This window comes from Streptomyces sp. NBC_01508 (genome assembly GCF_045040315.1).
Lineage (GTDB): Bacteria > Actinomycetota > Actinomycetes > Streptomycetales > Streptomycetaceae > Streptomyces.
Genome location: NZ_CP109419.1, coordinates 2732934 through 2747686 on the forward strand (window position 1 = coordinate 2732934; position 14753 = coordinate 2747686).

The window sequence follows — 14753 nt, forward strand, 5'->3', positions numbered from 1 at the left end:
CCGCCTTCGGCGGGCGCGCGTCCTCAGGCCCGCTCACACGCCCACCCCGGCGAAGAGATCCGTCTCACGTACGCCGGCGTCCGCGCCGGAGGCGCCCCGCACCAACTGGTAGTACTCCGTGCTGAAAAGTGGCTGTCCGAGGCCGTTGGAGAGCGCGAAGAAGGAACCGTCCACGACGATCTGGGTCTCATGGGCGCGCATCGCCGCGGCCTTGCGCGCCGCGTACGCCGTCCCGTCGATCTCCGCCGTGATCTCGCCGTCGTCCACCACACCGGGCACGTCCCCGATGTCCGCGACGCCCTCGAAGTCCGCCCCGGCGGCGCGCAGTCGGGCGAATCCCTCCTCGGCGGCCGAGCGCGGCACCCGGTTCCAGTAGATCTTCGCGATCGGGTGCGGGGCGCCGAGGCCGGGCCGGAAGCCGGCGTCGGCGGCCAGTTCGGCGGCGCGCGTGGCGACGCGGTGGGTCTGGATGTGGTCGGGGTGGCCGTAGCCGCCGTGCGGGTCGTACGTCACCAGCACCTGCGGCCGTACGGAACGAATCACCTCCACGAGGTACGCGGCGGCGCCGTCCACGTCCGCGCCCCAGAAGGCGTCCTCGCGGTCGTTCTGCGGGAAGCCCATCATTCCGGAGTCCCGGAAGCGCCCCCGGCCGCCGAGCAGCCGGTGGTCGGTGACGCCGAGTTCGCGCATCGCCGCCGCGAGTTCACCCTCGCGGTGGGCTCCGAGCACGCTGGAGGCGCCCGCCGACTCGCCGCCGGGCGCCAGATGGGCGAGGGCGGGCGGGATGACCTCGCCCTCCTCACCCAGTGTGCAGGTCACCAGGGTGACCCGGGCGCCCTCGGCCGCGTACCTGGCCATCGTGGCGCCGTTGTTGATCGACTCGTCGTCGGGGTGCGCGTGGACCAGGAGCAGGCGACGGTCGGGAAGATCGGTCATGCGCACAGCGTACGAGGCCGGGCCGGTCGGGTGGATCGGCCCGGAACGGAATGTCGCCGGGCCGGTGCTGCGGCGGGGCAAAGCTTGCCGGGAGAGGTTAGCCTCGCCGTTTCAGTTGGCGTGCGACCAGTTGCTGGCCGTGAACGCGAAAGTGCCTTCCGAGCTGGGACGATGAACCTTGTCGAGGGGTTCTGTCGGTCCAGGTGGAAGGCACTTTCTGCGTGCAGGGTATCGGTTCGCGTCCCAGGCTTCATGTCTCTGCTGACGGGGCGGGGGTGATCGGTCATGCCGGGGCACGGCTGCTGGCTGATCTCGCCGATGTCACCGGACTGACCAGCGCGTACTCCACCGCGCTCGGACCGCTCCGGCCACGCGGTACTGGTCATGACCCGGGCCGGATCGCTACCGACCTCGCGGTGATGGTGGCTGCCGGCGGCGAGACCATCACGGATCTGGCCGTCCTGCGCGACCAGCGCGAGGTGTTCGGCCCCATCGCCTCGACACCGACTGCCTGGCGGGTGCTGGCCGCCGTCGATGAACGCGTACTGGGCCGCCTGCGCTCAGCCCGGGCTCAGGCTCGGGAAGTGGCCTGGCTCCAGGCATCCGAGACCCGCTGCGGCATACCGGCGGCGAAAGCCGGCGGGCGGGAAGTGCCCGGACTGGTCCTGGACATCGACGCCACGCTGATCACCTGCCACTCGGAGAAGGTCCAGGCCGCACCCACCTACAAAGGCGGCTTCGGCTTCCACCCCCTGCTGTGTTTCCTGGCCAACACCGGCGAGGCCATGTCCGGGCGCCTCCGGCCCGGAAACTCCGGAGCCAACACGGCCGCGGATCACATCGCGGTTCTGGACGACGCTCTCGCGCAGATCCCCGACGCCCACCGGCACGGCACCGACATCCTGATCCGCACCGACAGCGCCGGATCCGCGAAAGCGTTCCTCAGCCACATCCGAGACCTGCGAACACGCGGAATCCGCACCTTCTTCTCAGTCGGATACGCGGTCACCGAACCAGTCCGCCGCGCGATCCGGGCCCTGCCCGAGCAGGTCTGGCACCCCGCCCTGGACCAGGACGGCACCCTCCGCGAGTCCGCCGAGGTCGCCGAACTGACCGGCATGACCGACCTTGCCGGCTACCCGGACGGCACCCGCATCATCGTCCGCCGCGAACATCCCCACCCCGGAGCCCAGCTCTCACTCTTCGACCAGGACGAAGGCATGCGGCACCAGGTCTTTCTCACCGACACCCCGTTCACCTCCGGCTCCGCCCAGTTCCTGGAGGTCCGCCACCGCCAGCACGCCACCGTCGAAGACCACATCCGGTGCGGCAAGACCACCGGCTTCGGCCGCTTCCCCTCCCGCCGCTTCGGCGTCAACGCCGCCTGGCTCGAACTCAGCCTCGCGGCGATCGACCTCCTTGCCTGGACCCGCACCCTCCTCCTGGACGGCGAACTCGCCACGGCCGAACCCAAGAAACTCCGATACCGGCTCCTGCACGTCGCCGCCAGAATCACCCGGGGCAGCCGCCGCCTCCGCCTCCGGATATCGGCGACCTGGCCCTGGCGACACGAGCTCACGGCCGCATTCCACCGACTGGCCGCACTACCCCGCCCCGCCGGCTGACCCACCACCCCCGCCCACCTCAACCCAAGGACCTCGGAGAACCCGACCCCGCGTCGGGCCCTCACCATGCCCACCGGCCGACCCAGCCTCAAACAACCTCGCTCAGCCGCCCAGCAACCCCAACTGAAACGGCGAGGTTAGAACTTGATGCCGCCGATCATCCCCGCCACGTTGGTGGTCAGTTCGCTGATCGTGGGGGCCACCGAGGAGCTGGCCAGATAGAAACCGAGTAAGACGCAGACCAACGCGTGTCCACCTTTCAGTCCGGATTTCCGGACCAACAGGACGACGACGATCGCCAGCAGCACCACCGCCGAAATCGAGAGTGCCACGGCGGTTCACCTCCACAGATGTTCGGCGGATATTCGATCGGGACGAGCAACACGCATGTGCCGGCGGGTACATACCCACCTGGCGGTATGGATCATAACTATCCGCCGGAACGCATCGATCGGTGCACGGCAGCACATGGGGGCGCACGAACGCCTGGGACGGACGCTAGGTTCGGTCGTATGACCTCAGGGCAACAACTCTCCTTTCCTCGCCAATACGCAAGGACCCAGCGGTTCACGCTCGGTGCTCCGCGCGCCTTCACGGTGTCCCCCGACGGTTCGCGGGTGGCCTTCCTCCGTTCCACCTCGGGAACGGACCGTACGAACCGTCTGTGGGTGCTCGATCTCGACGACAGATCGGGTACGGCGCGCGAGCGGATCGCCGCCGACCCTCAAGCCCTGCTGGCAGGCACACCGGAGGAGCTTTCGGCCGAGGAGCGCGCCCGCCGGGAGCGGAGCCGTGAGGGGTCGGCGGGCATCGTCGCCTACGCGGTCGACGGCGCCACCGAGTTGGCGGCCTTCGCCCTGTCCGGGCGGCTGTTCACCGCCGAGCTGCGGGCCGGGACGGCGCGCGAACTGCCCGTGCCGGGGCCGGTGATCGACCCGAGGCCGTCGCCCGACGGGCGGCACATCGCGTATGTGGCCGGGGGCACGCTGCGGGTGACGGGCGCCGAGGGGGACGGCGACCGTGAGCTGGCGGCGCCGGAGGACGGGGAGACCACCTACGGTCTGGCCGAATTCATCGCCGCCGAGGAGATGGCCCGCTCACGCGGTTTCTGGTGGTCGCCGGAGTCGGACCAGCTGCTGGTGGCGCGGGTCGACGGGGCCGACGTCCAGCGGTGGTGGATCGCCGACCCGGCGCATCCGGACCGCGAACCGTCCACGATCGCCTATCCCGCGGCTGGTACACCCAACGCTGACGTGCGGCTTTTCCTGATCGGCCTCGACGGTTCGCGTACGGAGGTGGTCTGGGACCGGGCAGAGTCGCCGTATCTCGCCTCCGTCCACTGGTCGTCGGCGGGCGCCCCGCTGCTGCTCGTCCAGGCGCGGGATCAGCGCCGTCAGCACTGTCTGTCGGTCGACACGGCGAGCGGCGAGACGCGGCTGGTACGGGCGGAGACGGACCCGGCATGGCTTGAACTGTTCTCCGGGGTACCGGCGTTGACGCCCGGCGGCGAGCTGGTGCGGATAGTGGACACCCCGGACACCGAGGACGGCACCGGGGCCGGGGGCGGCGCGCGGGTGCTGGTCGTCGGTGACCGGGCGCTGACCGGGCCCGAGTTGCAGCTGCGCGCGGTGCTCGACATCGGCGAACGGGACGTGCTGGTGTCGGCGGCGGCGGGCGAGACCGCGCAGGTGCCCGAGACCGGCGAGATCCACGTCTACCGGGTCCCCTACGGGGACGACGGCCCGTTGAAGGACTGCGAGCGCGTCTCGGAGGGCGCGGGCGTGCACACCGCGGTCCGCGCGGGCGGTGTCATGGTGCTGGCGTCGGCCCGGCCGGACGTCAGCGGAACGGTGGTGCGGGTGGTGCGGGAGGGTAGGCAACTCGCCGTCGTCGCCTCGTACGCGCAACAGCCGAATCTCGCCCCGCGCGTCCAGCTCACGGCGGGGGGCGCACACCGAATTCCGTGCGCCGTTCTGCTCCCCACGGAGTACCGGGAGGCGGATGGTCCGCTTCCGGTGTTGCTGGATCCCTACGCCGGACCGCACGGCCAGCGCGTGCTGGCCGCGCACAATCCGTACCTCACGTCACAGTGGTTCGCCGACCAGGGCTTCGCCGTCGTCATCGCGGACGGCCGGGGCAGTCCGGGCCGCTCCCCCGGCTGGGAGAAGGCGGTGAAGGACAATCTGCCGCTCACCCTCGACGACCAGATCGAGGCGCTCCAGGCGCTCGCCGAGCGGTTCCCGTTGGATCAATCGCGGGTGGCCATCCGCGGCTGGTCGTACGGCGGTTACCTCGCCGCGCTCGCCGCGCTGCGCCGCCCCGACGTCTTCCACGCGGCGATCGCGGGCGCCCCGGTCACCGACTGGCGGCTGTACGACACCCACTACACGGAACGCTATCTGGGCGATCCGGCGGAGGCGGCCGAGGTCTACGCGGCCAACTCGCTGGTCACGGACGACGTGCTGGCGCGGTCCGCGAGCCCGGCGCGACCGATGATGATCATTCATGGGCTGGCCGACGACAACGTCGTGATGACGCACACGCTGCGGCTGTCGTCGGCGCTGCTGTCTGCGGGCCGGCCGCACGAGGTGCTGCCGCTCACCGGGGTGACGCACATGACGCCGCAGGAGCAGATCGCGGAGAATCTGCTGCTGCTCCAGGTGGACTTCCTCAAGCGTTCGCTCGGGATGACGTAGGCGCCGTACGCGGCGTACGCGCCGTAGGTGACGTAAGTGCCGTACGCCCGGCTGGTGCCCTCACCAGCCGGGCGGCGGCGACGAGGGTGGCGGCCCGAATCCGCCGCCACCACTCCCGCCACCTCCACCACTCCCGCCACCACCGCCCGCCGGATACCCGTATCCGTACCCCTGCCCGTACCTCTCCGGCTCCGGCTCCGGCTCCCGTTCCGGCTGCCCCCACGCCGGTCCGTACGGCCCGGCGCCCGGCACGTCCTCCTCGCCCCCGCGGGCGAGCGCGAACAGCGCCAGACAGCCCGCGCCGAGCCCGAACAGCAGTCCGGCCAGGGAGAGTTGTTCGACGGTGGTCAACTCGTCGAAGTGGTCGAGCTGTTCGTACCGCAGGGCCGTCGCCAGAGCCGCGCCGCCGACCCCCACCAGCAGCGCCGCCGCCACCATGCCGAGCGGCCGGGAGAACGGGGTGCCGAAGAGCGCCCCCACGGCCGCCGTGAGGCACAGCAGCACGATCACCGTGTTCAGCCAGCCGGGCGGCGTACCGAGCAGCGGCATCAGCACGGACTCGCCGGTGACGCGGCCGAGATAGGCGTCGAGGCCCAGCCGCCGCCCCCAATAGACCTCCCAGGCCGCCCAGATGCCCGCCGCGGCACCCAGCAGCAGGAAGGCGGCCACGGAGACGCCCTGCGCGGGCCGGGTCGGCGTCAGCGCGTACGCGGAGTCCGGCGGCCTGCGCCCGGCCACGGCCGTGCCGAGCAGCGCGACGCCCGCCCCGAGAACGCCGAAGGCACAGAGCAGCGCACGGGTACGGAGGTCGTCCGGGGCGCGGCCGTCCATCCACGACGAGCCGAGCACCCACAGACCCGGCAGCCGGACGGCGATCGTCAGGACGCCGGTGGCAAAGAGCGCGGACGCGGCGACCGCCGAGCGCGGCACGGTGGCGGCCACGACGGCGTACACGACCAGCAGCACGGGGTCGAGCAGAGTGGTCACCGGCGGGGTGGCGGCCCGGATGTCGCCCTGACCCGCCCAGAACCACCAGAGGTCGACCGGCCGGTCCGTCGCCATGAGGTCACGCACGATCCACGCGGCGGTGACGGCGGCGAGCACGGCGCACAGCACGGCGCCGGTGATCCGGGCCCCGCGGGTGAATATCACCCTGCGATGGTCCCGGTTGAACGCTCCGGGAACAAGGGCACCGGAGGCACCCGGCAGCCCCCGGAGGGGGCGACCGGCCGGGACCTCAGGATCCCGGCCGGCCCAACGGCACCCGCACGGCCGTACGTCGACCAATGTGGCCCGTCCGTATATCGGCGGGGCGTCGGTGAAGTTTCCTGCGTGTCAACGGGCCTGACGTCTCAATCACCTCTCCTTGTCCGGATCCGGCCCCTGCTCCCCGCCCCCGCCACCGTCCCCGCGCGCCGCCTCTCCGGACCCGGCCGCAGGTCCGGCCGCAGGTCCGGCCGCACTGCGCACCACCTGCCGTTCCTCGGCGAAGTGACACGCCGAGTCGTGCTCAGCCGGCCCCCGCGTCTCCCGGAAGACCGCGGGCACGGCCAGCAGAGGCACCTCCAGCGCGCACCGCTCCTGCGCCTTCCAGCAGCGGGTACGGAAGCGGCAGCCGGACGGCGGATGCGCCGGCGAGGGCACCTCACCGGTCAGGATGATCCGCTCGCGGCCCTCGCGGGCCGCCGGGTCGGGTACCGGCACGGCGGAGAGCAGCGCCTGCGTGTACGGGTGGGTGGGGTGGTCGTAGATCTGGGTGTCCGTGCCGATCTCGATGATCCGCCCGAGGTACATCACCCCGACCCGGTCGGAGATGTGCCGGACGATCGACAGGTCGTGCGCGATGAAGACGTAACTCAGGCCGAACTCGTTCTGGAGGCGTTCCATCAGGTTGATGACCTGCGCCTGCACGGACACGTCGAGGGCGGAGACCGGTTCGTCGGCGACGATGATCTCCGGCCGCAGCGCCAGTCCGCGGGCGATGCCGATGCGCTGGCGCTGGCCGCCGGAGAACTGGTGCGGATAGCGGTTGATGTACTCCGGGTTGAGGCCGACCACGTCGAGCAGGTCCTGCACCATCCGCCGCCGGCCGCCCTTCGGCGCGACCTCGGGGTGGATGTCGAAGGGCTCGCCGATGATGTCGCCGACGGTCATCCGCGGGTTCAGCGAGGTGTACGGGTCCTGGAAGACCATCTGGATGTTCCGGCGTACGGCCTTCAGCGCGCGGCCCGACAGCCGGGTGATGTCCTCGCCCTTGTACCGGATCTCGCCGGCCGTCGGCCGCTCCAGGTTGACCAGCATCCGGGCCACGGTCGACTTCCCGCAGCCGGACTCGCCCACGACGCCCAGCGTCTCGCCGGCCGCCAGGTCGAAGGAGACACCGTCGACGGCCTTGACCGCGCCGATCTGCCGTTTGAAGAGGATGCCCTGGGTGAGCGGGAAGTGCTTGACCAGGTCGCGCACTCGCAGAATGGGCTCGGCGGACTCAGACGTCATCGAGCGTCTCCCTCCAGAAGAAGCAGGCGCTGTGCCGGTTCTCGTCGACCTCGAAGAGCGGCGGCACATCCGTACGGCAGATGTCCTGTGCTCGCGGACAGCGCGGGTTGAAGGCGCAACCGGGCGGGATGTGCAGCAGGTTGGGCGGCAGGCCCTTGATCGCGTACAGGTCCCGGCCCTTCTGGTCGAGCCGGGGGATGGAGTCGAGCAGCCCTCGGGTGTAGGGGTGGGCGGGGGCCTTGTAGATGTCGTGGACGGGGGCGGACTCGACGATCCGGCCCGCGTACATCACCGCGATCTTGTCCGCGACGTCGGCGACGACGCCGAGGTCGTGGGTGATCAGGATCAGCCCCATGTTCAGCTCGCGCCGCAGCTCCGCGAGCAGCTCCATCACTTGGGCCTGCACGGTCACGTCGAGCGCGGTCGTCGGCTCGTCCGCGATGATCAGCGAGGGTTCGAGCGCCATCGCCATGGCGATCATGATGCGCTGGCGCATACCGCCGGAGAACTGGTGCGGGTAGTCGTTCACCCGCTCCTTGGCCGCCGGGATCCTTACCCGGTCCATGAGTTCGACCGACTTCGCCCGCGCGTCCTTGCGGGACATCCCCCGGTGCACCATGAACATCTCGCCGAGCTGCGCGCCCACGCTGAGCACCGGATTGAGCGAGGAGAGCGCGTCCTGGAAGATCATCGCCATGTCGGCACCGCGGATCTTGCGCCGCTGGTCCTCCTTGACCTTGAGCAGGTCCTGGCCCTTGAACAGCACCTCGCCGCCCGCGATTTTTCCGGGCGGGACGTCCAGGATGCCCATGATCGCCTGGGCGGTGACGGACTTGCCGGAGCCCGACTCGCCGAGCACGGCGAGGGTTTCGCCCGCGTCGACCGAGTAGCTGACCCCGTTGACCGCCTTCGCGACGCCGTCGCGGGTGTGGAACTCCACGTGCAGATCGCGCACTTCGAGCAACATGGACCGGCTCCTCAGCGCAGCTTGGGGTCGAGGGCGTCGCGCACCGCGTCGCCGAGCATGATGAAGGCGAGCACGGTGATGGCCAGGGCACCGGCGGGCCAGAGCAGCATGTGCGGGGCGTTGCGGATGAACTTCGACGCGTCGGAGATGTCGATGCCCCAGGACACGGCGGGCGGTTTGAGGCCCACGCCGAGGTACGACAGGGTCGCCTCCAGCGCGATGTACGTGCCGAGCGCGATGGTCGCCACCACGATGACCGGGGCGACGGCGTTGGGCAGGACGTGCCGCAGCATCATCCGTGAGTTGGAGGCGCCGAGGGCGCGCGCCGCCTGGACGAAGTCGTTCTGCTTGATGGTGATGACGGAGCCGCGGGCGATCCGGGAGATCTGCGGCCAGCCGAGCAGCACCATGAATCCGATCACGGGCCAGACGGTGGAGCTGGTCACCACGGAGAGCAGGACGAGACCGCCGAGCACCACCGGGATGCCGAAGAAGATGTCGGTGACGCGGGAGAGGATCGCGTCCCAGAAGCCGCCGAAGAAGCCGGCCAGCCCGCCGAGCACGGCCCCGACGATCGCGACGCCGAGGGTGGCGCAGACGCCGACGGTGACCGAGGCGCGGGCGCCGTAGACGGTACGGGTGTAGACGTCGCAGCCCTGGGCGGTGTAGCCGAAGGGGTGGCCGGGCTGCGAGCCCTGCTGGGCCTTGGCGAGGTCGCAGGAGAGCGGGTTGCCGGAGGCGATCAGCTGGGGCCAGATCGCGATGATCACCAGGAAGAGGATGACGAGGCCCGAGACGATGAAGACCGGGTTGCGGCGCAGATCGCGCCAGGCGTCGGACCAGAGGCTGCGGGCCCTCTCGTCGGGCCCCTTGCCGTCGCCCTGGTCGAGCCCTTCGAGGCCGGCGCCGTCGCTGGTGGCGAGGTCCATCGCGCCGCCGGTGCCGGTGGGGGCGATGACTCCTTCGTCCTTCGGGGGCTGTGGCTCAGGCATAGCGGATCCTCGGGTCGAGTACGGCGTAGAGCAGGTCGACCAGCAGGTTCGCGAGCAGGAAGACGATGACGAGGATCGTCACGAAGCCGACGACGGTCTGGGTGTTCTGGCGCAGGATGCCCTGGTAGAGCTGGTAGCCGACGCCGTGGATGTTGAAGATCCGCTCGGTGACGATCGCGCCGCCCATCAGGGCGCCGATGTCGGTGCCGATGAAGGTGATCACCGGGATCAGTGAGTTGCGCAGCAGATGCCGGGTGATCACGCGGTGTCTCGGCAGGCCCTTGGCGACGGCGGTACGGACGTAGTCGGAGCGGTTGTTCTCGGCAATGGAGGTGCGGGTCAGCCGGGTGACGTACGCCAGTGACACGGAGGCCAGTACGAGGCCCGGCACGATCAGTTCGCCGAGCGGGGCGGCGGTGGAGACCGACGGGGAGATGATGTTCCACTTCACCCCGAGGAACAGCTGCACGAGCAGGCCGGTCACGAACGTCGGTACGGAGATGACGACCAGGGTCAGCAGCAGGACGCCGCTGTCGACGGGCCGGCCGCGCCGCAGTCCCGTGAGCACGCCGAGCGTGATGCCGATGATGATCTCGAAGACGATCGCGACGATCGTCAGCCGGATGGTGATCGGGAAGGACGTGGCCATCAGCTCGGTGACCCGCTGGCCGTTGAAGGCCGTACCGAAGTCGCCGGTGAAGACGTGGCCCATGTACGTGAGGTACTGCTGCCACACGGGCTTGTCGAGGCCGAACTGGCTGCGCAGTTGCGCGGCGGTAGCCGGGTCGCAGGCCCGCTCGCCGCAGAGACCCGCGATGGGGTCGCCCATCACGTTGACCATGAGGAAGATCAGCATCGTGGCACCGATGAAGACCGGGATCATCTGGAGCAGACGCCGGATCACATAACGTCCCATGAAGGGCTCCGGGGGTCGTGGTCGGGTCCTGGTCGGGTCCTGGTCGCGGGTGGCCGGAGACGGGTGCGGCCCGGCACGGGGAGGGTGCGCCGGGCCTCACGGCTCCGGCGTCAGCTGACCTTGATCTCGTCGTAGACGGGGACGCTGAAGGGGTTGAGATGGACGTTGCTCAGCCGATCCGAGTAGCCGGCGCTGCCGTTCTGGTACCAGAGCGGGATGGCGGCCATGTTGTCCCGCACGACGCCCTCGGCCTGCTGGAACTTCTTGACCGCCGTCTGGGTGTCGCTCTCGGCGTTCGCCTCGTTGACGAGCTTGTCGAACTCGGCGTTGGTCCACTTGCCGTCGTTGGACGAGGCGTTGGTGTAGTACAGCGGCTGGAGGAAGTTCTGGATCAGCGGGTAGTCCATCTGCCAGCCGGCCCGGAACGGACCGGGCATCTTCTGGTCGGTGATCTGGCCGCGGAAGTCGGCGAAGGTGCCGATCGGCCTGCCGACGCACGCCCGGTCGTTGCCCAGGGTGTTGTTGATGCTGTTGCAGACGGCGTCGATCCAGTCCTTGTGGGAGCCGGTGTCCGCGTTGTACGTGAGCTGGATCCGGCCACCAGGGAGGCCGCCGCCGTCGGCGATCATCTTCTTCGCGGCGGCGGGGTCGTAGTCGCAGGCCTTGCCGCAGAGGCCGGCCTTGTAGCCGCCCGCCGCGCCGAGCACCGGGGAGGTCCAGTCGGTGGCCGGGGTGCGGGTCTTCTGGAAGATCGTCTCGGTGATCTGCTTGCGGTTGATCGCCATCGACAGCCCCGTGCGGACCTTCTTCCCGTCCGGGGTGTTCCAGGCCTTGTCGTAGAACGGGAAGGCGAGGGTCTGGATGATGCCCGCGGGGGTGTTGATGTAGCGCGATCCCAGGTCGGACGGCGCGTTCTTGAGCTGGGAGGCCGGGATGTCGTCGACGAGGTCCAGATTGCCCGCCGTCAGGTCGGTGTAGGCGGTGTTGTTGTCGGTGTAGACCTTGAGGTCCACCCCCCCGTTCTGCGCCTTGTCCGAGCCCGGGTACTTGTCCCACTTGCGCAGGGACATCTGCGAGCCCTTGGTGTACGAGTCGATGGTGTACGGCCCGTTGCCGACCGGCTTGGCGAGCCAGGCCGTGTGGTCCTTGAAGAACGCGGAGGGCAGCGGCGCGAACGCGGCGTACCCGAGGGTGTCCGGCCAGGTGGAGAACTTCTGGGACAGCTTGACGGTGAAGGTCTGCGGCCCGGTGACCTTGAGGCCGGACAGCGTGGTGGCGGTGGGCCGGCCCGAGTCGGGGTGGACCGCCGTATAGCCGTCGATCTGGCCGAAGAAGTAGGCGTTGCGCTGGTTGTTCTTCAGGTTCGCGCCGTAGTTCCAGGCGTCCACGAAGGACTTCGCGGTGACCTTCTCGCCGTTGCTGAAGGTCCAGCCGCTCTTCACGGTGATGGCGAAGTTCGTCGAGTCGGTGGTCTCGATCTTCTCGGCGAGCATGTTCTCGGCCTTGGCGGTCTTCGGGTTGTACCGCTTCAGCCCCCGGAAGACCATGTCGAGGACCTTGCCGCCCTGGACCTCGTTGGTGTTGGCGGGCTCCAGCGGGTTCTGCGGGTCGCCCCAGGACGAGCTGAGCACACCGTCGGTGCCACCCCCGCCGCCGCTCCCACCGCCGCCGCAGGCTGTCGCCGTGAGGGCGACGGCGAGCGCACCTGCGGCCCACTTGGCGTGCGTGGCTCCGCGCATGGAGTTCCTCCTGAGTCCTGACTGTCACTTAGGCCCAAATATCACTCCCTTTCATATTTCGCGCATGTATTGGGCACCCGTGCGGGGAACGACGAGAGGCCCGGACCGCGCTCGGTCCGGGCCTCTCGTCGTTCACTCACCGACACTCATCGACGTCTCACACGGCGTGGATGACGTCCTTCTCCTCGGCGAAGTGGCAGGCCGATTCGTGCGCCGCCGGGGTGGTCGAGGTGACGAAGCGCTCGGGGATCGCCAGCAGCGGGACCTCCTTGGCGCACTTGTCCTCGGCCTTCCAGCAGCGGGTACGGAAGCGGCAGCCGGACGGCGGGTTCGCCGGGGACGGCACGTCGCCGGAGAGGATGATCCGCTCACGGCCGGTACGGGCCTCCGGGTCGGGGACCGGGACCGCCGACAGCAGCGCCTGGGTGTAGGGGTGCGTCGGGTGGTCGTAGATCTGGGTGTCCGTACCGATCTCGGCCATCTTGCCGAGGTACATGACACCGACCCGGTCGGAGATGTGCCGGACGATCGACAGGTCGTGCGCGATGAAGATGTAGGACAGGTTGAACTCGTCCTGGAGCTTCTCCATCAGGTTGATGACCTGCGCCTGCACGGACACGTCGAGCGCCGAGACCGGCTCGTCGCAGATGATGATCTCGGGGTTGAGCGCGAGACCGCGGGCGATGCCGATGCGCTGGCGCTGGCCGCCGGAGAACTGGTGCGGGTACCTGTTGATGTACTCCGGGTTCAGTCCCACGACGTCGAGCAGGTCCTGGACCTTGCCGCGCCGGTCGCCCTTCGGCGCCACCTCGGGGTGGATGTCGAAGGGCTCGCCGATGATGTCGCCGACCGTCATCCGCGGGTTCAGCGAGGTGTACGGGTCCTGGAAGACCATCTGGATGTTCCGGCGGACCGCCTTGAGCGCCCGCCCGGACAGCCGGGTGATGTCCTGGCCCTTGTAGAAGACCTCGCCCGCGGTCGCCTTCTCCAGCGTCATCAGCAGCCGGGCGACCGTGGACTTGCCACAGCCCGACTCGCCGACGATGCCCAGCGTCTCGCCCTGGTAGAGGTCGAACGAGACCCCGTCCACGGCCTTGACCGCGCCGACCTGGCGCTTGAAGAGGATGCCCTGGGTCAGCGGGAAGTGCTTGACCAGATTACGGACCTGGAGGATCGGCTCCCCGCGCTCCACCGGCGCCTCGATGGCGGCGACCGCCGCCGACTCGGTGGCGGCCTCGATCTCCGCCACCTCGGTGACATTGGGGGTGACGACCGCGGGCGCGGCGTCCGCGGCCGGGTCGCCGGTCGTCTTCTTCGGCTCAGCCATGGATCGTCTCCTTCCAGAAGTGGCACGCGCTGCCGCGGCCGGGCAGCTCCGTGCCGTCCTGCTCGGTCACCGGGTCGAGGACCGGGACATCCGTACGGCAGATGTCCTGGGCCTTCGGGCAGCGCGGGTTGAAGGCGCAGCCGGCCGGGATCTTGAGCAGGTTGGGCGGCAGGCCCTTGATCGCGTAGAGCTCCTGCCCCTTCTGGTCGAGCCGGGGGATGGAGTCGAGCAGGCCACGGGTGTACGGGTGCGCCGGGCGCTTGTACAGCTCGTGCACCGGCGCGGTCTCCACGATCCGGCCCGCGTACATGACGGCGATCTTGTCCGCGACGTCGGCGACGACGCCGAGGTCGTGGGTGATCAGGACCAGCCCCATGTTGAACTCGCGCTGGAGATCCGCGAGCAGGTCCATCACCTGGGCCTGCACGGTCACGTCGAGCGCGGTCGTGGGCTCGTCCGCGATGATCAGGTCGGGCTCCAGCGCGAGCGCCATGGCGATCATGATGCGCTGGCGCATACCGCCGGAGAACTGGTGCGGGTAGTCGTTGACCCGCGCCTTCGCCGCCGGGATGTTGACCCGCTCCATCAGCTCGACGGCCTTGGCCTTGGCGGCCTTGCGGGAGAGCCCTTCGTGGACCCGGTACATCTCGCCGAGCTGGTAGCCCACCGAGAGCACGGGGTTGAGCGAGGAGAGCGCGTCCTGGAAGATCATCGCGATCTTCCGGCCGCGGATCTTCCGCCGCTCCTCGTAGCTCATGGTGAGCATGTCCTGCCCGCGGTACAGGATCTGGCCCTGCGGGATGGAGCCGGGCGGCATGTCGAGGATGCCCATGATCGCCTGCGCGGTCACGGACTTGCCGGAGCCTGACTCACCGAGCACGGCCAGGGTCTCGCCCGAGGAGACGCTGTAGTTGACGCCGTTGACGGCCTTGGCGACACCGTCGCGGGTGTGGAACTCCACGTGGAGATCGCGTACTTCGAGCAGCGGGGTGGTGTCGGAGCCGCCCGATCGGGGCGTCGGGACACTTGAGGTTTCTTCGATGATGGTCACGTACGCCC

Annotated in this window: 12 protein-coding genes; 2 read left to right on the forward strand and 10 right to left on the reverse strand. The window is 69.6% G+C overall.

Features of this window, described 5'->3' with window-relative positions:
- Positions 1–33: 33 nt before the first annotated feature.
- The gene (mshB, locus tag OG700_RS12320; protein WP_405612761.1) at positions 34–936 is read right to left on the reverse strand and encodes an N-acetyl-1-D-myo-inositol-2-amino-2-deoxy-alpha-D-glucopyranoside deacetylase; all 903 of its coding nucleotides are present in this window, start codon (positions 934–936) and stop codon (positions 34–36) included.
- 203 nt (positions 937–1139) lie between these two features.
- On the opposite strand from mshB, the gene OG700_RS12325 reads away from it, so the two are divergent.
- Positions 1140–2561: an IS1380 family transposase gene (locus tag OG700_RS12325; RefSeq protein ID WP_405608350.1), complete on the forward strand. Its 1422-nt coding sequence runs from the start codon at positions 1140–1142 to the stop codon at positions 2559–2561.
- Positions 2562–2698: 137 nt separating this feature from the next.
- Here OG700_RS12325 and OG700_RS12330 read toward each other — a convergent pair whose 3' ends face one another.
- On the reverse strand, positions 2699–2893 hold the full coding sequence (locus tag OG700_RS12330; protein ID WP_405612764.1) for a hypothetical protein: 195 nt from the start codon (positions 2891–2893) through the stop codon (positions 2699–2701).
- Positions 2894–3073: 180 nt separating this feature from the next.
- On the opposite strand from OG700_RS12330, the gene OG700_RS12335 reads away from it, so the two are divergent.
- Positions 3074–5257, forward strand: coding sequence for a prolyl oligopeptidase family serine peptidase (locus OG700_RS12335; protein WP_405612766.1), 2184 nt, complete (start codon positions 3074–3076; stop codon positions 5255–5257).
- 60 nt (positions 5258–5317) lie between these two features.
- Here the strand turns inward: OG700_RS12335 and OG700_RS12340 are convergent, their stop codons facing one another.
- The 8 genes from OG700_RS12340 to OG700_RS12375 all read right to left on the reverse strand — a co-directional run bounded on the left by OG700_RS12340 (position 5318) and on the right by OG700_RS12375 (position 14745).
- Positions 5318–6409 carry a hypothetical protein gene (locus OG700_RS12340; protein WP_405612769.1) on the reverse strand — a complete coding sequence of 364 codons (1092 nt, stop codon included), beginning with the start codon at positions 6407–6409 and terminating at the stop codon, positions 5318–5320.
- 204 nt (positions 6410–6613) lie between these two features.
- Positions 6614–7753, reverse strand: a complete 1140-nt coding sequence (locus OG700_RS12345; RefSeq protein ID WP_405612771.1) for an ABC transporter ATP-binding protein — start codon at positions 7751–7753, stop codon at positions 6614–6616.
- A complete protein-coding gene (locus tag OG700_RS12350) occupies positions 7743–8720 on the reverse strand; it encodes an ABC transporter ATP-binding protein (RefSeq protein WP_405612774.1) in 978 nt (325 codons plus the stop codon). The genes OG700_RS12345 and OG700_RS12350 overlap by 11 nt, the downstream gene beginning before the upstream one ends.
- Before the next feature lie 11 nt (positions 8721–8731).
- On the reverse strand, positions 8732–9712 hold the full coding sequence (locus OG700_RS12355) for an ABC transporter permease (RefSeq protein ID WP_405612776.1): 981 nt from the start codon (positions 9710–9712) through the stop codon (positions 8732–8734).
- Positions 9705–10628 (reverse strand): ABC transporter permease, encoded by a 924-nt coding sequence (locus OG700_RS12360; RefSeq protein WP_405612779.1) that lies wholly within the window; start codon positions 10626–10628, stop codon positions 9705–9707. Before OG700_RS12360 ends, OG700_RS12355 begins: the two co-directional genes overlap by 8 nt.
- Before the next feature lie 110 nt (positions 10629–10738).
- A complete protein-coding gene (locus tag OG700_RS12365) occupies positions 10739–12367 on the reverse strand; it encodes an ABC transporter substrate-binding protein (RefSeq protein ID WP_405612782.1) in 1629 nt (542 codons plus the stop codon).
- A 157-nt stretch (positions 12368–12524) separates the two neighbouring features.
- Positions 12525–13694: an ABC transporter ATP-binding protein gene (locus OG700_RS12370; RefSeq protein ID WP_405612785.1), complete on the reverse strand. Its 1170-nt coding sequence runs from the start codon at positions 13692–13694 to the stop codon at positions 12525–12527.
- Positions 13687–14745 (reverse strand): ABC transporter ATP-binding protein, encoded by a 1059-nt coding sequence (locus tag OG700_RS12375; RefSeq protein WP_405612788.1) that lies wholly within the window; start codon positions 14743–14745, stop codon positions 13687–13689. The genes OG700_RS12370 and OG700_RS12375 overlap by 8 nt, the downstream gene beginning before the upstream one ends.
- Positions 14746–14753 lie beyond the last annotated feature (8 nt).